This window comes from Actinocorallia herbida (assembly GCF_003751225.1).
GTDB classification, from domain to species: domain Bacteria; phylum Actinomycetota; class Actinomycetes; order Streptosporangiales; family Streptosporangiaceae; genus Actinocorallia; species Actinocorallia herbida.
Window position 1 is genome coordinate 2,198,175 of sequence record NZ_RJKE01000001.1, and the last position, 21,573, is coordinate 2,219,747.

The following is a 21,573-nucleotide window of genomic DNA, read 5'->3' on the forward strand; positions in this document are numbered from 1 at the left end:
CGAGGCCGGTCCGGCGGGGTCAGCGGGGGAGTGCGTCGATGGCGTTGATGAAGAGGTCGAGGCCGAACTCGAAGTCGGATTCGGCGTCGTGCTCGGTGAGCTCCTTGGCGAGGGACATGACGCGGGGGAAGCGGGCGGGGTCGAGGTCGGCGAAGGCGCCGGCGGCGTCGGCGGGCAGGTGGTAGAGCATCTTGGCCTGCTCGGTCTCACGCAGGAGCGAGCCCTGGGCGTAGGAGATGATGGCCCGCATCAGCCGGACCGAGGTGGGGCCGTCGAAGCCCGCGTCGTGCGCGATCGCGAGGCCGCGCTCGACGGGCTGGAGCCCGAAGGGCACCTCGACGCTGTGCGTCACGATGAGGTCGGTGCAGCGGGGGTTCTCGCGCGCGACCCGGCGGAAGGCGCGGATCAGCTCGCGGGCGCGCGCCCGCCAGTCGAGGTGCCCGTCCTCGGGCAGGTCCAGGTCGGCCATGACGCGCTCGGCGATGCCCTTGAGCAGGGCCGCCTTGTTCGGGACATGGTTGTACAGGGACATCACCGCGACGCCCAGCTCGTTCGCGACCGCCCGCATGGACAGCGCGTCGGGGCCGTTCCGCTCGACCAGCGCGACCGCCGCGTCCACGATCCGTTCCCGCGTCAGCACCCGTTGACACCCTTCCGTGCGCGTGACATTTTACGTACATCGTACGTTGACCGTACGGTGTACGTCAGCCGTGAGGGAGTGTCGCGTGTCGACCCATGAGCTCTACACCACCCCCGTCCAGGACGAGACCTGGACCGTCCCGCTCTCCGGGGACTCCCGGTTCACCTGGGAGTACGACGACGGCCGCGAGAAGCTGCTCGGCCTGTACCAGAAGGGCAAGGACAAGCAGTGGGACGCGGTCAAGCGCATCGACTGGAGCCTCGAGGTCGACCAGGCCGACCCGCTGGGCCTCCCCGACGCCGCCAACATGCTCTTCGGCACCTCCTACTGGGAGAAGATGAGCGTCAAGGAGCGCGGAAGGCTCAAGCTGCACTCGGCGTCGTGGCAGTTCTCGCAGTTCATGCACGGTGAGCAGGGTGCGATGATCACCGGCGCCCGCATCGTCGAGACGGTGCCGGACCTCGACGCGAAGTTCTATTCGGCCACCCAGACCATGGACGAGGCCCGCCATGTCGAGCTGTTCACGAAATTCCTTCAGGACAAGCTCGAGCTCGTTTACCCCATCAACGACAATTTGCAGAGCCTCCTGAACGACACCCTGCGCGACAACCGCTGGGACATGCCCTACCTGGGCATGCAGGTGCTCATCGAGGGGCTCGCCCTCGCCGCGTTCGGGCTGGTCCGGGACATGACGACGGTCGAGCTGCCCAAGCAGATGCTCACCTACGTCATGCAGGACGAGGCCAGGCACGTCGCGTTCGGGCGGCTCGCCCTGCGCGACTTCTACCGGGACATCACCGACGCCGAGCGCCGCGAGCGCGAGGAGTTCGTCATCGAGGGCTGCTACCGGATGCGCGACCGCTTCCAGGCCCTCGAGGTGTGGGAGAACTTCGGCATCCCCAAGGCCGACGCGATCGAGCTGGTCAAGAACTCCGAGTACATGCGGATGTTCCAGAGCCTGCTGTTCAGCCGGATCGTCCCGTGCGTCAAGGACATCGGCCTGTGGAGCGAGCGGATCCAGGCGGCCTACGACGACATGGGCGTCCTGGACTTCTCCAAGCAGGACCTGGAGATCCTCATGCGCCAGGACGAGGAGCACGCCGACGCCATGGACGCCCGCCGCTTCGCCGCCGAGGAGGCCGAGCGCCGCGCCGAGGTCGACGAGGTCATCTCCCGGGCCGCGGACTGATCCCTTGCCGTTCGGGGGGTTCGTCCCCCGTTCGGCACACCTGTCCCAGGGGTAGGGGACCGGTGGGGCGGGGGAACGGGGGACGGATGAGCGAGATCCTGGTCGGCGTGGACGGGTCGGCGCCCGGCGACGCCGCGGTGGCGTGGGCCGCCCATGAGGCCCGGCGGAGGGCCGCGGTGCTGCGCCTGGTGCATGTCGGCGGACCGCTCGGCGACGACCGGACCGTCGAGAACGCCGCGGAGGTGGCCCGGACGGTCGGCGGCCACGAACTCGACCTCGAGACCGAGTTCATCACCGGCAAACCCCAGGACCGGCTGCTGGAACGGGCCGGGCACGCCGACCTCGTCGTGCTCGGCACCCATGGCCACGGGCCCGTCGCCAGCCTCGTCGTGGGGTCGGTCGCGCTGGCCCTGGCCGGGAGCTCGCCCGTCCCGGTGGTGCTGGTGAAGGACCACGACCCCGAGCGGACCGGGGGGCCGGTGGTCGTGGGGGTGGCCGAGGCGCCGTCCGTGGTGGTGCTGGACGCGGCCGACCAGGAGGCCGCGCTGCGCGGCGGGGGCCTCTGGCTCGTGCACGCGTGGTTCGAGCCGCCGGTGGAGAGCTTCGGCGCGCCCGCTCCGCTACCGCCGATCGATCCCACGCCGGTGGTGGAGGCGCTGCGCGAGCGGCTGACGGGAGAGCTGTCGCCGTGGCTGGGGCGCCCTGACTCCCGGCTCAAGGTCGCGCCGGGGCACCCCAGGGACGTACTGCTGGCCGCGTCCGGAGACGCGGCCCTGGTGGTCGTGGGCCGGCATGAGAAGCCGGGGCGCCGCATCCGCGCCCTCGGGGCCACCACGCACGGCCTGATCAGGAAGGCCGCCTGCCCGGTGATGGTCGTCGGGGACGAGGAAGGGTGAAGCCGGGGCCGGTCGGCGGGGCCGTCCGGTGAAGCCGTGCGATGATGCCCGGCCGGCTAGGCCGTCCGGTTGGTGAGGACGCGCGTCAGCATGTCGCGCGACTCCTCGGGCTGGGCCGCCTCCAGCGCGAGCCGGTTCATCACCTGGAGGTACCGGTCGATGTCGGCGGGCTTGTCGAGGTAGAGCGCGCTGGTGAGCTGCTCCAGGTAAGCGATGTCCGGAAGGGTCTCCTCCGGGAAGCGCAGCAGGCTGAACGCGCCGGAGACGCCCGCGTGCCCGCCCGCGTTGAAGGGCAGCACCTGGATCGTCACGTTCTGGCGGGTGCTCAGCTCGATCAGGTGCTCGACCTGCTCGCGCATGACCGACTTGCCGCCGATCGGCCGGCGCAGCGCGTTCTCGTCCACGATCGCCCAGACGCGCAGGTCGCCCGCGTGCAGGCGGGACTGGCGGCGCATCCGGAGCTGGACGCGGCGGTCGAGCTCGTCGTCGGTGATCTCCGGGAAGCCCAGCGGGATGAGGGCCCGTGCGTAGCCCTCGGTCTGGAGCAGGCCCGGCACGAACTGGAGCTCATAGGTCCGGATGAGCGACGCTGCGCCCTCCAGGCCCATGTAGATCTCGAACCAGTTCGGCAGCAGGTCGTTGTAGTTGTGCCACCATCCCGGTTCGTTGGCGCGGGACACCAGTTCCAGCATGGCGGCCCGCTCGTCGGGGTCGGCGACCCCGTAGAGGGTGAGCAGATCGGCGACGTCGCGCTCCTTGAACCCCACCCGTCCGGTCTCCATGCGGGAGATCTTGGAGTGGGATGCGCGGATCGTGTAGCCGGCCTGCTCGGCGGAGATGTTCCGGTCCTCGCGCAGCTTGCGCAGCTGCGCACCGAGCATCATCCGCAGGACCGTGGGACCGCCCGCCAGGGCGGAAGGCCTGTCCCCGGGGTCCTTCGAAGGACTTGTAGAAAGATTCACTCGCGACCTGACCATATCGGGGGAATGCCATGCATTCCTACATGATCGCTATCTGCCGGACAACCGTATAGCCCGGTTGTGAATGGAGCGTGACATTCGCGACCCCCTAGACGTTACATGGCGGGCGGTCCCCGCGACAAGGCAGTGGATCTTGATCACGCGGATTCCCTGCTTTTTTGGTAGGGTTAGCCACGATTGCCGCACTGTGGGAAGGGGAGCGGGCATGGCGGAGGGCGCACAGGCCGTCGGCAGGGCTCTCGGGGTACTGCGGTGCTTCGCCGACGAGGGGCACGCGCTGGGCGCGTCGGACCTCGCCCGGCGGCTCGAACTGCCGACCTCCACGGCGTTCCGCCTCGCCCGCGCGCTGGTCGCGGAGGGCTTCCTCGAACAGGACCCGCGCACCTCCCGCTACCGGCTCGGCCCCGCCGTCGCCGAACTCGGCAGGCGCTCGTTCCACCAGCGCGGGCTGCACCGGGCCGCCCCGGAACTCGCCCATCTCGCCAAGGAGACCGGCTGCCCCGTGGATCTCGCCCTGCGGGACGGCGCGGACGCGCTCATCCTCCTGGGCGGCCCGTCCGGCACCGGCCAGCGCGTCCGCCACCCCTTGCCCGCGACGGCTCAGGGCCGTGTCCTCGCCGCGTTCGCCACGCCGGCCCCCGGCGGCGACCTCGCCGACGTCCGCGCGGCGGGTCACGCCGTGCACGCCGACGAGCCGGGCTCCGGCCGGGTCGCGCTCGCCGTGCCCGTCCTGGACCACCGCGGGGCCGCCCGGTACGCGCTCGCGGTCCGCCCGCAGGAGGCCAGGCTCTCCGCGCGCCAGGACTGGCTGCTCGCGCGGGCCCGGATCTGCGCGCGCTCCCTGGAGACGGCCCTGCTCCCGCCCGACGAGCGGCGCCAGGGCGCGTTCCCCTGGTGACGCGCGGGGCGGGGGCCTCCCGGGCCGTCAGCGCGGGCGATCGTCCTTCGGAGTGACCCGGTAGGACGGGACGCGCGCGGGCGCGGGCCGCTCGACGGACTCCAGCAGCGGCAGCGTCCGCGCCCCGACCACCTCGGCGAGCGCGATCACCGAGGTCGAGCGGACCACCGAGGGCAGCCGGTTGAGCCGGAGCAGGGCCCGCTGGAGGTCCTCGTGCGACGCGGCGGCGACCCGCAGATGGAGATCGTCGCCCCCGGTCGTCGCGTGCGCCTCCAGGACCGCCGGGATGCCCCGCAGGCCCTCGGCGACCTCATCGAGGGCGCCCTGGGCGATCTGGACGGTGACGAACGCGAGGACCGGGAAACCCGCGGCGGGGAGGTCGATGTAGGGGCCGTGGCCGCGGATCACCCCGGCCCGCTCCAGCCGCTCGAGCCGCGCCTGCACGGTCATCCGCGAGGTTCCCGTCAGCCGGGACAGCTCGAGATGGCCCGCCCGGGGGTGGTCGCCGAGGGCGCGCAGCAGGCGGAGGTCCAGTTTGTCGAGCGAGATGTGCTCATCGGCCATGTCGGCGCCACCTGAACGGGGTTTTGCCCTGCATTCCGCAGAGTTGACACCGGTGAGCTTGTCATTGTGGCCGCGCGCGGGTCAAGGTGGGCCCGAGGGCGAGAGGAGCAGGGCGATGACGCAGCCGACCGTGCCGTTGGAGGAGGACCGCCTGGTCGGGGCGGTGGAACACGATTTCAGCCATGACCCCTTCCCGGTCAGGGGCCTGGACCACGTCCGCTTCCTCGTCGGCAACGCCCGCCAGGCCGCGCACTTCTACGCCACGGCCTTCGGGATGACGCCCGTGGCCTACCGGGGGCCGGAGACCGGGTGCAAGGACTACGCCGAGCACGTCCTGCGCTCGGGCAAGGCGGTCTTCGTGATCACCGGCGAGGTGCGGGCGGGCACGCCGGTCGGGAAGTCGGTGGCCGAGCACGGCGACGGAGTCGTCGACCTCGCCCTCGAGGTCCCGGACGTCGACGCCGCGGTGCGGCACGCACGCTCGAAGTTCGCCCGGATCCTGGCGGAACCGCATGAGGTATCCGACGAGTACGGGACCGTCCGGATCGCCGCGCTCGCGACCTACGGGGAGACCCGCCACACCCTCATCGACCGCTCCCGCTACCACGGGCCGTTCCTTCCCGGGTTCGTCGCGGCCGAGCAGGTCTACGCCGGGCCGCCCGCGCACCACCCGACCCGCTACTTCCAGGCGGTCGACCACTGCGTCGGCAACGTGGAGCTCGGCCGGATGGACGAGTGGGTCGGCTTCTACAACCGCGTCATGGGGTTCACCAACCTCAAGGAGTTCATCGGCGACGACATCGCGACCGAGTACTCCGCGCTGATGTCCAAGGTCGTCGCGAGCGGCGACCACCGGGTGAAGTTCCCGCTGAACGAGCCCGCGGTCGCCAAGCGCAGGTCGCAGATCGACGAGTACCTGGAGTTCTACGGCGGCCCCGGCGTCCAGCACATCGCGCTGGCGACCGGCGACATCGTCGCCTCGGTGCGCGCGATGCGCGAGATGGGGGTCGAGTTCCTGCCGACCCCCGACGCCTACTACGACACCCTCGGGTCGTGGGTCGGCGACACCCGCGTCCCGCTTGAGACCCTGCGCGAACTCGGCATCCTCGCCGACCGCGACGAGGACGGCTACCTCCTCCAGATCTTCACCAGGCCCGTCCAGGACCGTCCGACGGTGTTCTTCGAGCTCATCGAGCGGCACGGTTCGCTCGGGTTCGGCAAGGGCAACTTCAAGGCGCTGTTCGAGGCGATCGAGCGCGAGCAGGCCCGCCGGGGCAACCTCTAGGACACGGGCCGTTATCCGTCCGTCGCCCTGGGTAAATGATCATCGATTTCGATGATCATTTACGGGGGACGGCATCTATGGAGCAACGGCCTGGCCGGTCCGTGCGGAGGGGCGGCAGAGCCGTCGCCACCGTCATGGCGGTGGTACTGGCGCTCACGGGGCAGGCGTTCGTGCGCCCCGCGGCGGCGGACGTGCCCGATCCGACGCCCACCACCTCGGTGGTGACGGTCAAGACGGGCGGCGACCGCACCGGTGACAACGCGGTGGGCCCGCTCGCCGGGGTCGTCCTCGGCCTCTTCCTCGACGAGGCGGGCACCGACCCCGTCACCGAGGACTGGGGCCGGTGCACCTCCGACGCCGACGGCGACTGCTCCTTCATCGTCCCCGACACCGGCGAAGGCGGCGCGAACCGCGACAACGTCTACTACGTCAAGCAGATCTCCGCGCCGGCCGGCTGGTACACCAACCCGACCCTGCGCACCGGCCGCGGCAGCGGTTCCGGCTCGGTGGAGACCGCCTACATCTTCCCGACCCCCGCGCTCCAGGGCGGCGAGACCTACCGCTCCACCTCGGACTTCATGTTCGACCTGACGAAGGCCGAGCCGCTGGCCTCCAGCGGGATCTGGCAGCAGTCGCGCGACAACCCGGGCCTGCCGGACCGGTGCGGCCTGAACGCCGCGCTCGTGCTCGACCTCTCGGCCTCGGTGGGCAGTGCGCTGCCCCAGCTCAAGGCGGCGGCCGACACCTTCGCCGACGCCCTGGTCGGCACCCCGTCGCGGCTCGCGCTGTTCACCTTCGACCGGCGCTCGCCGAGCACCGGCACCGAGAACTTCCCCGAACTGAGGTCGGTCTCGACCCAGGCCGGCGCCGACGAGTTCAAGGCGCTGTACCAGGACTACGCCCTCGGCAGCGGCACCAACTGGGACCAGGGCCTGTGGCGGGTCGCCGAGGCCCAGGAGGACCCCGCGAACGACTACGACCTGGTCGTCGTCCTCACCGACGGCAACCCCACCTACTTCGACGACCTCACCGGCGACGGCAGCAACACCCGGGTCGCCGAGGTCGAGGGCGGCATCTTCTCGGCCAACGCCGTCAAGTCGCACGGCTCCCGCGTCATCGCGCTGGGCGTCGGCAACGGCGTCACCGGCATCACCGGCCTCAACCTGCGCGCGATCTCCGGCCCGGTCGCCTTCGACACCGAGAATCCGAACCCGCTGACCGCCGACTACTACCAGACGACGGACTTCGCCGCCGCGGGCCGAGCACTGCGCGACCTGGTGACGGGCCAATGCGCGGGCTCGCTCTCGGTCGTGAAGAAGATCGTGCCACCCGAGAATCCGGACGGCGACCTCAGCGGCGCCGAGGCGGCGGGCCCCGGCTGGCAGTTCAACGCGTCGACCTCCACCGCGGGCTCGTCCGTCGACCCGAGCAGCGCGACCACCGTCGACGACGGCACGGGGACGGTCACCTTCGACATCGACGACGGAGGCGATCCCACCACCTCGGTGGCCGTCGAGGAGGTCGTCCAGGACGACTTCACCTTCCTGTTCGCCGCGACCACGTGCACCCGGCTCAGCGACGGCGCCGCGGTGGACGTCGACACCGCCGAGACCGGATTCACCGTCGACGTCGCACAGGGCGCGGCGATCAGCTGCATCGTCTACAACAAGCCGCAAGGCACCGTCGACGTCACGGTCACCAAGGTCTGGAACATCGACGGCACGATCGTGCCCGCGGACCGGCTGCCCGACGGCTTCGAGGCCAACGCGACCCTGACCGGCCCCGGCGACCTTCCGGCGTCCGACCAGGAGTTCGGCGACCCGCGCGAGGGCTACTCGCTCAACGACCAGGTCACCGTCAACGAGGAGGTGACGGTCCCCGACGACTGCACGGTGGTCGGGACGATCACCCGGATCGACGGGGACGAGTCGGAGCACCCGCTGCCGCACACCGACACGCTGATCCAGGAGCACAGCACCTTCGAGATCACCAACACGGTCGACTGCCCGGACACCGGCGACGTCGTGGTCGACAAGCAGTGGGTCATCGACGAGAACTTCTACCCCGAGGGCGACCAGCCGGAAGGGTTCACCGCGCAGCTCGGCCTGACCGGGCCGGGTGGCGCGGGCGCCACCCCGCAGGACTGGAACGTCCCGCGCCCCGGGTACGCCGTCGGCTCGAACGTGACGATCAGCGAGACGGTGGGCAGGTTCACCGACCCGTCATGCGTGCTGGTGTCGTCGCGGCTGACCGAGGAGGGCGGCGAACAGGTGAACCGGCCCGTGCCGCACACGGCCCAGGTGACGGGCTTCGACGACGCGTTCGTCATCACCAACACCGTCGACTGCGCGGCGGGGCCGAACCTCGGCATCGAGAAGAAGTCCGACGCGACCACCGCCCGGCCCGGGGACACGATCACCTACACCATCACGCTCACCAACACCGGCACCGAGGACTTCGCCGAGGACCAGCTCGCCTCGTTCCAGGACGACCTGACCGACGTCCTGCGCAACGCCTCCTACAACAACGACGCGACGGTCTCGCCGCGGACCGGGACGCTCGGCTTCGCCGAGCCGATCCTGAGCTGGACCGGGCCGCTGGAGGTCGGCGCCTCGGTGACCGTCACGTACTCGGTGACCGTCGACGACGACGCGCCGGACGGGGCGCTGCTGTGCAACACGGTGACGGCGGAGCCGGACGCGGACTGCACCGACACCAACTGCGTCAGGATCCGCGACCGGGTCAAGCCGCCGAAGCCGTGCAAGCACTGCGGCCACCACGGCAAGCCGAAGCACGGGAAACCCTGGCACCACGGGAGGCCTTGGCACCATGGCGGACCCGGCCACCACGGCAGGCCCTGGCACCACGACAGGCCGCGCCACCACCACGGCAGGCCCGGGCAGAACCGGCCGTGGCAGCAGGACCAGTGGCAGAACCGGCCCTGGCAGAACGACCGGTGGCAGGAGGGCGGGGACCGCTCGGCCTGATCCCGGCCGGACCTGACGGCCCGCCGACCGCATCCCGCGGTCGGCGGGCCGTCGCCGTCAGCGCGCGGGGCCCGCGAAGGGCACACCGGTAGGGGCGGACGCCGAGGGCTCGCGGCCCGGGTGCTTCCACAGGCCGCGGTCCTCCAGGATCGGGAGGACGCCCTCGCCGAACCAGTACGCCTCCTCCAGGTGGGGGTGGCCGGACAGCACGAACTCGTCGATGCCGAGCGCGTGGTACTCGGCGATCCGGTCGGCGACCTCGGCGTGCGAGCCGACCAGCGCGGTGCCCGCGCCGCCGCGCACCAGCCCGAACCCGGCCCACAGGTTCGGCGAGACCTCCAGGTTCGCGGTGCTGCCGCCGTGCAGGGCGAGCATCCGCTTCTGCCCCTCGGAGGCGCTGCGCGAGAGCCCGGCCTGCACCTTGGCGATGAGGGCGGGGTCGAGCGCGTCGAGCAGGAACCGGGCCTGCGTCCAGGCGGCCTCGGAGGTGTCGCGGCTGATCACGTGCAGGCGGATGCCGAACCGGGGGGTGCGGCCCACCGCGCGGTACTCCTCGCGGATCCACGCGATCTTCTCGGCGACCTGCGCGGGCGGTTCCCCCCACGTCAGGTAGACGTCGGCGTGCCGCGCGGAGATCTTCCCGGCGATCGGGGAGGAGCCGCCGAAGTAGATCTCGGGGACGGGGTCGGGCACCCGGGCGAGCTCGGCGTCCTCGACCTGGAGGTGCCTGCCCTTGAGGCTGACCTTCCCGCCCTGCCACAGGCCCCGCACGATCTCCAAGAACTCGCCGGTGCGCTCGTACCGCTCCTCCTTGCCGAGGAAGTCGCCGAACGCGCGCTGCTCGTGGTCCTCGCCGCCGGTCACGACGTTGAGGATCAGCCGGCCCTCGGAGTGCCGCTGGAACGTCGCGGCCATCTGCGCGGCGAGCGTGGGGGAGATGACGCCGGGGCGGAACGCCACGAGGAACTTGAGCCGCTCGGACTCGCGCGCCAGCATCGCCGTCGTCAGCCAGGCGTCCTCGCACCAGGCGCCGGTCGGGGTCAGCGCGGCCTCGAAGCCGAGCCGCTCGGCGGCCCGCGCGACCTGCGACAGGTAGCCGATGGTCGCGGGGCGGTCGGCGCCGGTCGAGGTGGTCGGGTTGCCGTGGCCGCCGCCGACGAGGTTGCGGCTGTCACCGTAGGTGGGCAGGAACCAGTGGAACTTCAGCGTCATGAGACTTCCTTGAGCAGGGGGCGGCCGAGGGCCGCGGAGAACCCGTCGACGACCTTGAACAGGGGGTCGCCGCTGGCGGGGTCGACGGTGACGCCGGAGGCGTGGACGTCGATGTGCCGGTCCAGCACGAACCAGCCCTGGACGATGTGGTCCGCGCCGAGGGAGGTGAGCACCGGGCGCAGCGCGTAGTCGAGGGCGAGGACGTGCGCGGGGGAGCCGCCGGTCACGATGGGCAGCACGGTCTTGCCCGCGAAGGCGAACTGGGGGAGGAGGTCGAGGAAGGTCTTCAGCAGCCCGCTGTAGGCGGCCTTGTAGACGGGGGAGGCGACGACGAGCGCGTCCGCCTCCTCGATCGCGCGGACGGCCGCGGTGATCTCCGGGTCCGTCGTGTCGGCGGCGAGGAGCGGGCCGGCGGGCAGGTCGCGGAGCGAGGTGTGCCCGACGGTATGGCCGTCACGGCGCAGGTGCTCGGCCAGATGCGCGGCGAGCGCGGCCGTGCGCGAGGTCGCGGACGGGCTGCCGGTGAGGACATGGACGGTGGACAACGGAGAACTCCCTTGCTGCCGCGGAAGGAATTCAGGCAATTCCTACTGACATGATGGGATTCTAACCGGTCGAACCGCCCGCGCCAGGCCCCGGGTCATCGCGATCGGCTGCCGGGTGCGAGGGTTTCCCTTCCACCGGCGGGCACGGCGTCCGAAGTCGCACCCCTCCGGAGCCCCCCGCACGGCAGGGAATCCATATCGCGGACGAGCGCCCGCATGGGCGGCGCTCCAGCTGGGAAGGCACAAGATCAACAGCCGCCCGAGCCTGGACGTGGAATGTTCGACGCTGAGACCCTGCCGTTCGGTGTGTTCACCGCCCTCGACCGGCCCGGCGTGCGCCGGGTGGGGGTCGCCGTGGAGGACCGAGTCCTCGACCTGTCGCAGGCCCGGATACCCCACCCTGCGCTCTTCGCCTACGGGACGCTCGATCCGTTCCTCGTCTCCGGGCCCGAAGTATGGGACCGCGTGCGCTCGGCGCTCCTGGAAGGCACCGGAGGCCCCTACCTTCCGATGTCGGAGGTGACGATGTGCCTTCCGTACACGGTCGCCGACTACGTCGACTTCTACGCCTCCGAGCACCACGCGACCAACCTCGGCAGGCTCTTCCGGCCCGGAGGGGAACCCCTCACCCATAACTGGCGCCACCACCCGCTCGCCTACCACGGGCGCGCCGGGACGGTCGTCGTCTCCGGAACGGGCGTCGTCCGGCCGTCCGGGCCGCACCTGGAGGAGGGCGGGACCGACCCGGTCTTCGGGCCGTCGGGGAGGCTGGACTTCGAGGCCGAGCTCGGATTCGTGGTCGGCGTGCCGAGCAGCCTGGGCGCGCCGGTCTCCACCGCGGCGTTCGCCGACCACGTCTTCGGGGTCTGCGTCGTCAACGACTGGTCCGCGCGCGACCTCCAGGCCTGGGAGTACGTCCCGCTCGGCCCGTTCCTCGGCAAGTCCTTCGCCACCTCGGTCAGCCCGTGGATCGTGCCGCTCGCCGCGCTCGCGGACGCGCGCGTGCCCGTCCCGTCGGCCTCGGGGGACCTCGCCAGGTACCTGCGCGAGGACGCGGCCTGGGGGCTGGACATCGGGCTCGACGTGCGGCTCAACGGGCACACCGTCACCCGGCCGCCCTACCGCACGACGCACTGGAGCCCGGCCCAGATGGTGGCGCACCTCACCGTCAACGGGGCCGCGCTGCGCACGGGCGACCTCGTGGCGTCCGGGACGGTCAGCGGGCCCGGCGCCGAGGAGGTCGGCTCGCTCATCGAGCTGACGCGCGGCGGCGAGGAGCCGATCGTGCTGCCCGGCGGCGCCGAGCGGGCCTGGCTGGCCGACTACGACGAGGTGGCGATCAGCGCTTCCCTCGCCGGCGGGCGGTATCTGGGAGAGGTCTCGGGCCGGGTTCTCCCGGCTGTCGGATGAGCCCGGTGGGCCGGTGCTTGCGGACGAAGTACTCGATCGTGGCGATCGCGGCGAGGACGATGCCCACGTCGTCGATGAGGATCGGGTCCGGGAGCAGGTCGATCGGGCTGAGCGCGTAGACCCACGCGCCGTAGTAGGCGGCCTTGGCCGTCGAAGGCGCGTCGTCGGCCTTGACGAACCCGCGCAGCGTCCGCAGCCGGATCAGCGTCCGCACCACGAAGAACAGCGTGACCAGGACGAACACTCCGCCCGCCACCAGAACCCAGGGCCACCAACCGTCGGGCATCGCTCTCCTCCCCGCGTCGAATCTACCCGGAGGGCGTCTCGATGGGACGCCCCCGTCCACAACCGGCATGTCCGCGAACAGCCCCGAACAACTTCCAGGGAGCGCCGAAGGCGCGGCCCGGCATCTTCACGTCCCCTCCAGGAGTACCCCGCACGGGTTGTTTCCAGGGAGTGCCGTCAGGCACGCCAGACCGCAGGCCCCCAAGGGCCGGAGGTCGGGCCGGCGAACACGGCCGGCCGCCTCAGTCCATATCTCCGACGGAGGCTCGGAGGGTGTGGAGGGCGTCGATGACGGCTCGGGCCTCGGGGCGGCTCAGGCCGTCGAGGGCGAAGCCGGCCTCGTGCATGGTGACGGTCGCCTCTTCGATGAGGTCGCGGCCGGCGGGGGTGATCGCGGCGAGGACGACCCGGCGGTCGTGCGGGCTGGGGGAGCGGGTGACCAGGCCGCGGCCCTCGAGGCGGGAGATCACGTTGGTGACGCTCGCGGGGTGGACCATGAGCCGTTCGCCCATCTTGCCCATGGGCAGGCGCCCTTCGCGGGTGAAGGCGAGCAGGCGCAGCGCCTCGTAGGCGGCGAAGGTGATCCCGTAGGGCTTGAGCAGGCCCTCGATCCGGCTGAGCAGGAGCTGCTGGGCGCGCATCACCGAGGTCACGGCGGCCATGTGGTCGGCGTGTTCTGGCCAGCGGATGCTCCACTGGCGGTGGGCTTCGGCGAGCGGATCGAACGACACGCCCCCAAGGTACGGGAACTTGACGGCCTCCGCGTTGGGATTTACTTTAACTTCAAAATATTAGTCTTCAAAGTAAGTAGGGGCGGGGCCCCGGAGGAGGACGGATGGGACTGCACAGACCGGTGCACCCGGTGCGCTTCGTCACGGCGGCCGCGCTTTTCGACGGCCACGACGCGGCGATCAACATCATGCGCCGGATCCTCCAGTCCCAGGGCGCCGAAGTGGTGCACCTCGGGCATGACAGGTCGGTGGCCGAGGTCGTCGCCGCGGTCGTCGAGGAGGACGCCCAGGGTGTCGCGATCAGCTCCTACCAGGGCGGGCACCTCGAGTACTTCGCCTACCTCGCCGAGGCGCTGCGCGAGGCGGGCGCCGGGCACGTCCGGATCTTCGGCGGCGGCGGGGGCGTCATCGTGCCCGAGGAGATCGCGCGGCTCGCCGAGGCCGGCGTGCGGATCTTCTCACCCGAGGACGGCCAGCGGCTCGGCCTGCCCGGCATGATCAACGAGCTGATCCGGGACGCCGACACCGACCTCGCCGCGGCGCCCGCACCCGTCGAGGCGGTCCTCGCGGGCGACCGGGCGGCCCTCGCCCGGACCCTCACCCGCCTCCAGGGCGGCGCCCCGCTCGACCCCGCCCTCGCGGGCCGGAGCGCGCCGGTCCTCGGCATCACCGGCACCGGCGGGTCCGGCAAGTCCTCTCTCACCGACGAGATCCTGCGGCGGCTGCGCGTCGACCAGCAGGACAAGCTCCGCGTCGCGGTCCTGGCCGTCGACCCGACCCGGCGGCGCGGCGGCGGCGCGCTGCTCGGCGACCGCATCCGGATGAACTCCCTCGACGGCGACCGGGTCTTCTTCCGCTCCCTGGCCACCCGGGGCGGCCGGGAGCTTCCCGACGGCATCGCCGAGATCCTGTCGGCCTGCCGGGCCACCCACGACCTCGTCATCCTGGAGACCCCCGGCATCGGGCAGGGCGACGCGGCCATCACCGAGCACGTCGACGTCTCGCTGTACGTCATGACGCCGGAGTTCGGCGCCGCCTCACAGCTGGAGAAGATCGACATGCTCGACTTCGCCGACGTCGTCGCGGTGAACAAGTTCGAGCGGCGCGGCGGGCCCGACGCGCTGCGGGACGTCTCCCGCCAGCTGCTCCGCAACCGGGAGGCGTTCGGATCCCGGCCCGAGGACATGCCCGTCTTCGGCACCAGCGCCGCGACCTTCGACGACGACGGCGTCACCGCCCTCTACCAGCACCTCCTCGGTCTGCTCGGCGAGCACGGCCTCGCCGTCGAACCCGGGGTGCTGCCGCGCGTCGACGTCCGGGCCAGCACCCGCGTCGCCGGGATCATCCCGCCCGCGCGCGTCCGCTACCTCGCCGAGATCGCCGAGGGCGTCCGCGGCTACCACGCGGACACCCTCGCGCAGGCCGAGAGCGCCCGCCGCGCCCAGCGGCTGGAGGCGGCCCGCGCCGAACTCGGCGAGGACGCGCCGGCCCGGCTCGGCGACCTCATCGCCGAGGCGCGCGCGGCCCTGCCCGGCCCGTCCGCGAAGCTGCTCCAGGCCTGGCCCGAGCTCGCCGCCTCCTACACCGGCGACGAGCACGTGTTCAAGGTGCGCGACCGGGAGGTGCGGGTGCCGCTCACCCGCGCGTCCCTGTCCGGCAACCGGATCCCGCGCGTCGCCCTGCCCCGCTACTCGGACGACGGAGACCTGCTGCGGTGGTTGCGGTCGGAGAACCTGCCCGGGTACTTCCCGTTCACCGCGGGCGTCTTCCCGTTCAAGCGCGACGGCGAGGACCCCGCGCGCATGTTCGCGGGCGAGGGGGACCCTTTCCGGACCAACCGGCGGTTCAAGCTGCTGTCCGCCGACGCGGAAGCCACCCGGTTGTCTACCGCCTTCGACTCCGTGACGCTCTACGGCCGTGACCCCGACGAGCGCCCCGACGTGTACGGCAAGGTCGGCACCTCCGGCGTCTCCGTCGCGACGCTGGATGACATGAAGGCGCTCTACGCAGGGTTCGACCTGGCTTCGCCGACCACCTCGGTGTCGATGACGATCAACGGGCCCGCGCCGACGATCCTGGCGTTCTTCCTCAACACCGCGATCGACCAGGGGCTCGAGAGGTTCCGCGAGGAGGAGGGCCGGGAGCCGGACGCGCAGGAGGCCGAGGCGGTGCGCGCGCGGGTGCTCCAGACCGTCCGGGGGACCGTGCAGGCCGACATCCTCAAGGAGGACCAGGGCCAGAACACCTGCATCTTCTCCACCGAGTTCTCGCTGCGGATGATGGGCGACATCCAGGAGTGGTTCATCGAGCGGGGCGTACGGAACTTCTACTCCGTCTCCATCTCCGGCTACCACATCGCCGAGGCCGGTGCGAACCCCATCAGCCAGTTGGCTTTCACCCTGTCCAACGGCTTCACCTACGTCGAGGCGTACCTGGCCCGCGGGATGGACATCGACGACTTCGCGCCCAACCTGTCGTTCTTCTTCTCCAACGGGATGGACCCCGAGTACAGCGTCCTGGGAAGGGTGGCCCGGCGCATCTGGGCCATCGCCATGCGGGAGCGCTACGGGGCGGCGGAGCGGTCGCAGAAGCTCAAGTACCACGTCCAGACCTCCGGCCGGTCGCTGCACGCGCAGGAGATGGACTTCAACGACATCCGGACCACCCTCCAGGCCCTCATCGCGCTCTACGACAACTGCAACAGCCTCCACACCAACGCCTACGACGAGGCCGTCACGACGCCCACCGAGGAGTCCGTGCGGCGCGCCCTGGCGATCCAGCTCATCATCAACAAGGAGTGGGGCCTGGCGATGAACGAGAACCCCCTCCAGGGGTCGTTCGTCATCGACGAGCTGACCGACCTCGTCGAGGAGGCGGTCCTCGTGGAGTTCGAGCGGATCAGCGAGCGCGGCGGCGTCCTCGGCGCGATGGAGACCGGGTACCAGCGCGGCCGCATCCAGGACGAGTCCATGCTCTACGAGCAGCGCAAGCACGACGGGACCCTGCCGATCATCGGCGTCAACACGTTCCGCAACCCGCGCGGCGAGACCGCGCACGGCACCCTGGAACTGGCGCGCGGCACCGAGGCCGAGAAGCAGTCCCAGCTCTCCCGCGTCCGCGATTTCCAGGCCGCCCACCGCACCGACGCCGACGCGGCGCTCGCCACCCTGAAGGACACCGTTCGCACAGGCGGCAACGCCTTCGCCGCCCTCATGGACGCGTCCCGCGTCTGCTCCCTCCGCCAGATCACCGACGCCTTCTTCGAAGTGGGCGGCCAATACCGCAGAAACGTCTGACGGACGCGGGCGGCGCCGCCCGGGGCGTCAGGCGTGGAGGTTCGTGTCGGTCCGTTGGTCTTTGAGGAGGAACCAGACGGCGGTCGCGGTGGTGAGGAGGACCGCGGCGCCTACGGCGGCGGTGCCGCGCAGGCCTGCGGCGAAGGCGTCCTGGGCGGCGGTCAGCAGAGCCCGGCCGTGCTCGCCGCCGAGGCCCTCGGCGGCGTGCACCGCGCCGCCGAGGGAGCCGTGGGCGGCGTCCGCGGCCTCCGGCGGGGTGCCCGCAGGGGCGGTGAACCCCTGGTAGACCGTGGTCACGATCGAGCCGAGCACCGCGATGCCGAGCGCGCCGCCCAGCTCGTAGGCGGTCTCGGCGACGGCCGACGCGGCCCCCGCCTGCTCCTTGGGCACGCTGGAGACGATCACGTCGGACGTCGTGGTGAAGGCGAAGCCCGCCCCTACGCCGACCAGCAGGAGCGCGGTGAACAGCAGTCCGTAGCCGGTACCGCGCTCCAGCCCGGTGAGCAGGGCCAGCGCCACGCCCACGCTGGCGAGGCCGCCTGCCACGACCGCGCGTACGGAGGTGCGCCTTACGACGGCTCCGGCGAGCAGACCCGTGACGACCGCCCCCACCGTCGCGGGCAGCTCCGCGAGGCCCGCCTCCAGAGGCGAGCGGCCCTGGACGAGCTGGAGGTACTGCGACAGGAAGAACACCAGGCCCGTCAGGCCGAGCACGGCGAAGAGGTCGGCCGCGACGGCGGCGGAGAAGCCCCGGTGCCGGAACAGCCGGACGTCTATCAGCGGCGTGGGCAGCGTCCGCTGGCGGCGCACGAACCACAGCAGCGCGGCGAGCCCGAGGAGCGCCGCGCCGGCGACGCGGTAGGACGGGCCGTGCGAGGCGGCGTCCTTGATCGAGTAGACCAAGCCGATCATGCCGACGAGGGACAGCCCCACGCTGGGCAGGTCCCAGGGGCCGGGCGCGGGGTTCTTCGACTCGGGCAGCAGCCGGACGCCGACCAGCACGAGCAGCGCCATCACCGGAAGGTTGATGAGGAAGACCGAGCCCCACCAGAAGTGCTCGAGCAGGAACCCGCCGACGAGCGGGCCGAGCGCCGCGCCCGCCGACGCGCTGGACGCCCAGATGCCGACGGCCAGGGAGCGTTCGCGCGGGTCGGCGAAGATGTTGCGGATGAGCGCCAGCGTGGACGGCATCAGGGTCGCGCCCGCCACACCCAGCAGGGCGCGGGCCGCGATCAGCATCTCCGGGCTCGTCGCGTAGGCGTTGAGCAGAGACGCCGCGCCGAAGGCGGCCGCGCCGGCGAGCAGTACCTTCTTGCGGCCGATCCGGTCGCCAAGGCCGCCCATCGAGACGAGCAGGCCGGCGAGGACGAAAGAGTAGACGTCGCCTATCCACAGCAGTTGGTTGCCGGACGGCTTGAGGTCCTCGCTGATGAACGGGGTGGCGAGGCCGAGGACCGTCGCGTCCACGGCCACGAGGAGCACGGCGAGCACGAGGACGCCGAGCGCGGCCCAGCGTCCCGTGCGCTTGGTATGTCGTCCGTCCTGAGCGGACATAGGGGTGCGGAGGGCGGTCATGGTCTGCCACGTCCTTTGACGGGTTCTGGAGGTGCCGGGGTGGTGGCGGGGGGTGTCAGGGGCGCGGCGGACGGCGCGCGCCGTCCAGGAGCAGACCGCTGATCATCGCGGTGTAGTCGCGCGGGGCGGTCTTGCCGGACTGGATCGTCCAGGCGGCGGAGGCGACCAGGCCGTAGAGGGCCTCGGTGAACCACGCGGGGGACAGGTCGATGCGGAACTCGCCGGACTCCTGGCCGCGCCGGAACAGCGCGGAGATCCGGGCGTCGAGCCGCTCCCAGCCCGCGTTGACCTCGGCGCCCTCGAACAGCTGGTTCTCGGTCGAGAGGAAGGCGAGGAAGCCCGCGACGGGCCGGGTGCCCTCGATCAGGCGCTCCAGCGCCTCGGCGGCGGCGCCCTCGTCGAGCCGGGCCGCGTCGGCGGCCTCCTGGAGCTGGCGAAGGCCGAGGTCCTCAAGCGCGCGGATGAGGCTGTCGCGCCCGGCGAAGTGCCGGTGCAGGGTCGCCCGGCTGATCCCGGCGGCCCGCGCGATCTCGTCCTGGGTCGCGGTCGCCTTGCGCGAAAGGAGGTCGGCCGCGCGGCGCAGCACGAGGTCCCGATCGAAGCTCATGAGACGACCCTACCCTATGTGAGACGTTAATGTCTCACTAGGGAGTCTTTGGTCTCATGATCGCGATGTGAAAAGTTATCCACAGGGCGTGAGATCTGTGTCACTGTGCGGGAGTAGTGTGGGCGCGAGCGCAGATCACGGGGAGGGCGAGATGTCGGTTCTGGTGGCGATCGGCACTGTCAAGGGGCTGTTTCTGGCCCGCAGCGAAGACCGCCGCACCTGGCAGGTCGACGAGCCGGTGTTCGGGATGTCGGAGGTCTACAGCCTCTGCTTCGAGTCAGGGCGGCTGCTCGCCGGGCTGAGCAACCCGGTGATCGGGCCCACCGTGGCCATCGGCGAGGACAACGGCGCCCGATGGGCCGAGCCCGGTCCGGCCCCGATCGTCTTTCCCGAGGACACCGGCGCCTCCCTGGAACGGGTCTGGCAGATCATGCCGGGGCTCGACGGCAAGATCTTCGCGGGCACCCAGCCGTCGGCCCTGTTCAGCTCGGCCGACGGCGGCCTGACCTTCGGCATGGTCCGCTCGCTGTGGGACCACCCGCACCGGCCGCACTGGGAGGCCGGGTTCGGCGGGCAGGCGATCCATACGATCCTGCCGCATCCCGCCGATCCCGCGCAGATCCTCGTCGCCATGTCCACCGGCGGCGTCTACCGCACCGAGGACGGCGGCGCCTCCTGGGCGCCGTCCAACACCGGAGTCCAGGCCGTCTTCCTGCCCGACCACTACCCCGAGTACGGCCAATGCGTCCACAAGGTCGCCCGCGACGTCCTGCACCCCGAACGCCTCTACCTCCAGAACCACGAGGGCGTCTACCGCTCCGACGACGGCGGCCGCAGCTGGGCGTCCATCGCCGAGGGCCTGCCCGGTGACTTCGGCTTCGCCGTCGTCGCCCATCCGCGCCGCACCGGCGTCCTGTACACCTTCCCCATCAGCGGCACCGAAGAAGGCCGCTACCCCTACGACCACCGCTGCCGCGTCTACCGCTCCGAAGACGCCGGCGACACCTGGCGGCCCCTCACCACCGGCCTCCCCGACACCCCCTTCTACGCCACCATCCTCCGCGACGCCATGTGCGCCGACCCGGCCGATCCGTCCGGCGTCTACTTCGGCACCCGCACCGGCGAGGTCTACGCCAGCCCAGACGAAGGCGACACCTGGCACCTCGTCGCCTCCCACCTCCCAGACGTCTGCGCGGTCCGCGCCACCACCACCTGACCCGGCTTCCCGACGCGGCCTCGTCGGCGGGCACGCCGCCTCCTGGCGGACGGGGCCGGGCTCGGACTCCGCCGGGCGGGGGCTCACTCGGCGAGGACGGTGATCTTCTGGGCCTGCGGACCGTGCTTGCCCGTCCGCACCCGGTAGGAGACCCGTTGGCCCTCGGAGAGGTCGCGGAATCCCTTGGCCTGGATCTCCGAGTAGTGGGCGAACACGTCGGCGCCGCCGTCGTCCGGGGTGAGGAAGCCGAAGCCCTTGTCGCTGTTGAACCATTTGACGGTCCCGTACTCGAGGCCGGGCTCCCGCCTCGCAGAGGGCGCCTTCGTCGAGGGTGCCGGTGCCGGTGAAGGTGGGGCCACGGGTGCGGCGACAGGTGCGGGCGCGGCCATGGGGCCGGGTGCGGGCCGGAGGGCTTCGGTGAGAAGAGCGGCGGCCTGCTCGGCGGACGGCCGGTCGGCGGGATCCTTGGCCAGGAGGCGGGAGAGCACGGGCCCGAGCGGTCCGGCGTGCTCGCACGGCTCGTGGGGTCTGCTGAGGATCGCGTTGAACAGCGCCATCAGGGTCGGCGCGGCGAACGGGGTGCGGCCTTCCACCGCGGCGTAGAGCGTCGCGCCGACCGACCACATGTCGGCCGCGGCGGTCGCCTTCCCGCCCTCGACCTGCTCGGGCGCCATGTAGAGGGGCGTGCCCATCTTCGTGCCGGTGCTGGTGAGCGCGGTGGCGTCGGCCAGGCTGGCGATCCCGAAGTCGGTGATGACCGCCCGGTCGCCGCGGAGCAGGATGTTGTCGGGCTTCAGGTCGCGGTGCACGACGCCGGAACCGTGCGCTTCGGCGAGCGCGTCGCACAGCGACAGGCCGAGCGCCGAGACCCGCTCGAACGGCAGCCTGCCCTCGGCGCGGAGCAGCGCGCCCAGCGATCCGCCGCCGACGAACTCCATCACCACCATCGGCGCGCCCCGGTGCTCGACGAGATCGTGCACGGTGACGATCCCCGGGTGGTTGAGCCGGGCCGCCGAGCGCGCCTCGCGCATCACCCGCCTGGCCAGCAGGTCCCGCTGCTCGGCCACGATCCCCTGCGGCAGCACGATCTCCTTGACCGCGACCTGCCGGTCGAGAAGGTCGTCATGGCCCCGCCAGACCCGTCCCATGGCCCCTTCGCCCACCGACTCGACCAGCCGGTACCGCCCGCCGACCAACTCACCGCCGCCCTGATTCACGAACGCCACGATAGTGCTGCAAAACCCCTCAGGTCAGGCA

General features: G+C 71.6%; 18 protein-coding genes. 8 read left to right on the plus strand and 10 right to left on the minus strand.

The features are described from left to right. Positions 1-19 precede the first annotated feature (19 nt). A complete protein-coding gene (locus EDD29_RS10340) occupies positions 20-640 on the minus strand; it encodes a TetR/AcrR family transcriptional regulator (RefSeq protein WP_246052669.1) in 621 nt (206 codons plus the stop codon). 85 nt (positions 641-725) lie between these two features. Here EDD29_RS10340 and EDD29_RS10345 point away from each other — a divergent pair, with 85 nt between their 5' ends. Together EDD29_RS10345 and EDD29_RS10350 are read left to right on the plus strand one after the other, a co-directional pair. Then, entirely contained in the window at positions 726-1,829 is a 1,104-nt protein-coding gene (locus EDD29_RS10345) for a ferritin-like domain-containing protein (RefSeq protein ID WP_123664185.1), read from the plus strand. Positions 1,830-1,915: 86 nt separating this feature from the next. Continuing rightward, complete coding sequence (locus EDD29_RS10350; protein WP_123664186.1) at positions 1,916-2,725, plus strand: universal stress protein; 810 nt, start codon at positions 1,916-1,918, stop codon at positions 2,723-2,725. 56 nt (positions 2,726-2,781) lie between these two features. Here the strand turns inward: EDD29_RS10350 and EDD29_RS10355 are convergent, their stop codons facing one another. Continuing rightward, positions 2,782-3,609, minus strand: a complete 828-nt coding sequence (locus EDD29_RS10355; protein WP_246052671.1) for a helix-turn-helix domain-containing protein — start codon at positions 3,607-3,609, stop codon at positions 2,782-2,784. Positions 3,610-3,910: 301 nt separating this feature from the next. Between EDD29_RS10355 and EDD29_RS10360 the strand changes: the two genes are divergently transcribed. After that, entirely contained in the window at positions 3,911-4,603 is a 693-nt protein-coding gene (locus tag EDD29_RS10360; protein ID WP_123664188.1) for an IclR family transcriptional regulator, read from the plus strand. 27 nt (positions 4,604-4,630) lie between these two features. Here EDD29_RS10360 and EDD29_RS10365 read toward each other — a convergent pair whose 3' ends face one another. Then, positions 4,631-5,167 (minus strand): Lrp/AsnC family transcriptional regulator, encoded by a 537-nt coding sequence (locus EDD29_RS10365; RefSeq protein WP_246052673.1) that lies wholly within the window; start codon positions 5,165-5,167, stop codon positions 4,631-4,633. 115 nt (positions 5,168-5,282) lie between these two features. Here EDD29_RS10365 and hppD point away from each other — a divergent pair, with 115 nt between their 5' ends. Continuing rightward, positions 5,283-6,452, plus strand: a complete 1,170-nt coding sequence (gene hppD / locus EDD29_RS10370; RefSeq protein ID WP_123664189.1) for a 4-hydroxyphenylpyruvate dioxygenase — start codon at positions 5,283-5,285, stop codon at positions 6,450-6,452. A gap of 77 nt (positions 6,453-6,529) precedes the next feature. Further along, the gene (locus tag EDD29_RS10375; RefSeq protein WP_148085919.1) at positions 6,530-9,439 is read left to right on the plus strand and encodes a DUF7927 domain-containing protein; all 2,910 of its coding nucleotides are present in this window, start codon (positions 6,530-6,532) and stop codon (positions 9,437-9,439) included. A gap of 57 nt (positions 9,440-9,496) precedes the next feature. Here EDD29_RS10375 and EDD29_RS10380 read toward each other — a convergent pair whose 3' ends face one another. Both EDD29_RS10380 and ssuE read right to left on the minus strand, forming a co-directional pair. Continuing rightward, on the minus strand, positions 9,497-10,651 hold the full coding sequence (locus tag EDD29_RS10380) for an LLM class flavin-dependent oxidoreductase (protein WP_123664191.1): 1,155 nt from the start codon (positions 10,649-10,651) through the stop codon (positions 9,497-9,499). Further along, positions 10,648-11,196: an NADPH-dependent FMN reductase gene (ssuE, locus tag EDD29_RS10385; protein WP_123664192.1), complete on the minus strand. Its 549-nt coding sequence runs from the start codon at positions 11,194-11,196 to the stop codon at positions 10,648-10,650. The genes EDD29_RS10380 and ssuE overlap by 4 nt, the downstream gene beginning before the upstream one ends. A 276-nt stretch (positions 11,197-11,472) precedes the next feature. Here ssuE and EDD29_RS10390 point away from each other — a divergent pair, with 276 nt between their 5' ends. Next, positions 11,473-12,606 (plus strand): fumarylacetoacetate hydrolase family protein, encoded by a 1,134-nt coding sequence (locus EDD29_RS10390; protein ID WP_123664193.1) that lies wholly within the window; start codon positions 11,473-11,475, stop codon positions 12,604-12,606. Here EDD29_RS10390 and EDD29_RS10395 read toward each other — a convergent pair. Beyond that, positions 12,536-12,892: a YkvA family protein gene (locus EDD29_RS10395; RefSeq protein ID WP_123664194.1), complete on the minus strand. Its 357-nt coding sequence runs from the start codon at positions 12,890-12,892 to the stop codon at positions 12,536-12,538. The two genes, EDD29_RS10390 and EDD29_RS10395, sit on opposite strands and share 71 nt — an antisense overlap. Before the next feature lie 241 nt (positions 12,893-13,133). Next, on the minus strand, positions 13,134-13,622 hold the full coding sequence (locus tag EDD29_RS10400; RefSeq protein ID WP_246052675.1) for a MarR family winged helix-turn-helix transcriptional regulator: 489 nt from the start codon (positions 13,620-13,622) through the stop codon (positions 13,134-13,136). Positions 13,623-13,726: 104 nt separating this feature from the next. On the opposite strand from EDD29_RS10400, the gene icmF reads away from it, so the two are divergent. Further along, positions 13,727-16,918 carry a fused isobutyryl-CoA mutase/GTPase IcmF gene (gene icmF, locus EDD29_RS10405; RefSeq protein WP_123664195.1) on the plus strand — a complete coding sequence of 1,064 codons (3,192 nt, stop codon included), beginning with the start codon at positions 13,727-13,729 and terminating at the stop codon, positions 16,916-16,918. A 27-nt stretch (positions 16,919-16,945) separates the two neighbouring features. Here the strand turns inward: icmF and EDD29_RS10410 are convergent, their stop codons facing one another. Continuing rightward, positions 16,946-18,493, minus strand: a complete 1,548-nt coding sequence (locus tag EDD29_RS10410; protein WP_123664196.1) for an MFS transporter — start codon at positions 18,491-18,493, stop codon at positions 16,946-16,948. Positions 18,494-18,548: 55 nt separating this feature from the next. Beyond that, positions 18,549-19,100, minus strand: a complete 552-nt coding sequence (locus EDD29_RS10415; RefSeq protein ID WP_123664197.1) for a TetR/AcrR family transcriptional regulator — start codon at positions 19,098-19,100, stop codon at positions 18,549-18,551. 151 nt (positions 19,101-19,251) lie between these two features. Here EDD29_RS10415 and EDD29_RS10420 point away from each other — a divergent pair, with 151 nt between their 5' ends. After that, positions 19,252-20,316, plus strand: coding sequence for a WD40/YVTN/BNR-like repeat-containing protein (locus EDD29_RS10420; protein WP_123664198.1), 1,065 nt, complete (start codon positions 19,252-19,254; stop codon positions 20,314-20,316). Positions 20,317-20,399: 83 nt separating this feature from the next. Here EDD29_RS10420 and EDD29_RS47640 read toward each other — a convergent pair whose 3' ends face one another. After that, the gene (locus EDD29_RS47640; protein ID WP_170201347.1) at positions 20,400-21,542 is read right to left on the minus strand and encodes a protein kinase domain-containing protein; all 1,143 of its coding nucleotides are present in this window, start codon (positions 21,540-21,542) and stop codon (positions 20,400-20,402) included. Positions 21,543-21,573: the final 31 nt, after the last annotated feature.

Bases quoted from the DNA above. Each gene is read 5' to 3' on its own strand.
- EDD29_RS10350 (WP_123664186.1), top strand. From the start codon at position 1,916: ATGAGCGAGATCCTGGTCGGCGTGGACGGGTCGGCGCCCGGCGACGCC.
- EDD29_RS10355 (WP_246052671.1), bottom strand. From the start codon at position 3,609: ATGATGCTCGGTGCGCAGCTGCGCAAGCTGCGCGAGGACCGGAACATC.
- EDD29_RS10360 (WP_123664188.1), top strand. From the start codon at position 3,911: ATGGCGGAGGGCGCACAGGCCGTCGGCAGGGCTCTCGGGGTACTGCGG.
- EDD29_RS10365 (WP_246052673.1), bottom strand. From the start codon at position 5,167: ATGGCCGATGAGCACATCTCGCTCGACAAACTGGACCTCCGCCTGCTG.
- hppD (WP_123664189.1), top strand. From the start codon at position 5,283: ATGACGCAGCCGACCGTGCCGTTGGAGGAGGACCGCCTGGTCGGGGCG.
- EDD29_RS10375 (WP_148085919.1), top strand. From the start codon at position 6,530: ATGGAGCAACGGCCTGGCCGGTCCGTGCGGAGGGGCGGCAGAGCCGTC.
- EDD29_RS10380 (WP_123664191.1), bottom strand. From the start codon at position 10,651: ATGACGCTGAAGTTCCACTGGTTCCTGCCCACCTACGGTGACAGCCGC.
- EDD29_RS10390 (WP_123664193.1), top strand. From the start codon at position 11,473: ATGTTCGACGCTGAGACCCTGCCGTTCGGTGTGTTCACCGCCCTCGAC.
- EDD29_RS10395 (WP_123664194.1), bottom strand. From the start codon at position 12,892: ATGCCCGACGGTTGGTGGCCCTGGGTTCTGGTGGCGGGCGGAGTGTTC.
- icmF (WP_123664195.1), top strand. From the start codon at position 13,727: ATGGGACTGCACAGACCGGTGCACCCGGTGCGCTTCGTCACGGCGGCC.
- EDD29_RS10410 (WP_123664196.1), bottom strand. From the start codon at position 18,493: ATGACCGCCCTCCGCACCCCTATGTCCGCTCAGGACGGACGACATACC.
- EDD29_RS10415 (WP_123664197.1), bottom strand. From the start codon at position 19,100: ATGAGCTTCGATCGGGACCTCGTGCTGCGCCGCGCGGCCGACCTCCTT.
- EDD29_RS10420 (WP_123664198.1), top strand. From the start codon at position 19,252: ATGTCGGTTCTGGTGGCGATCGGCACTGTCAAGGGGCTGTTTCTGGCC.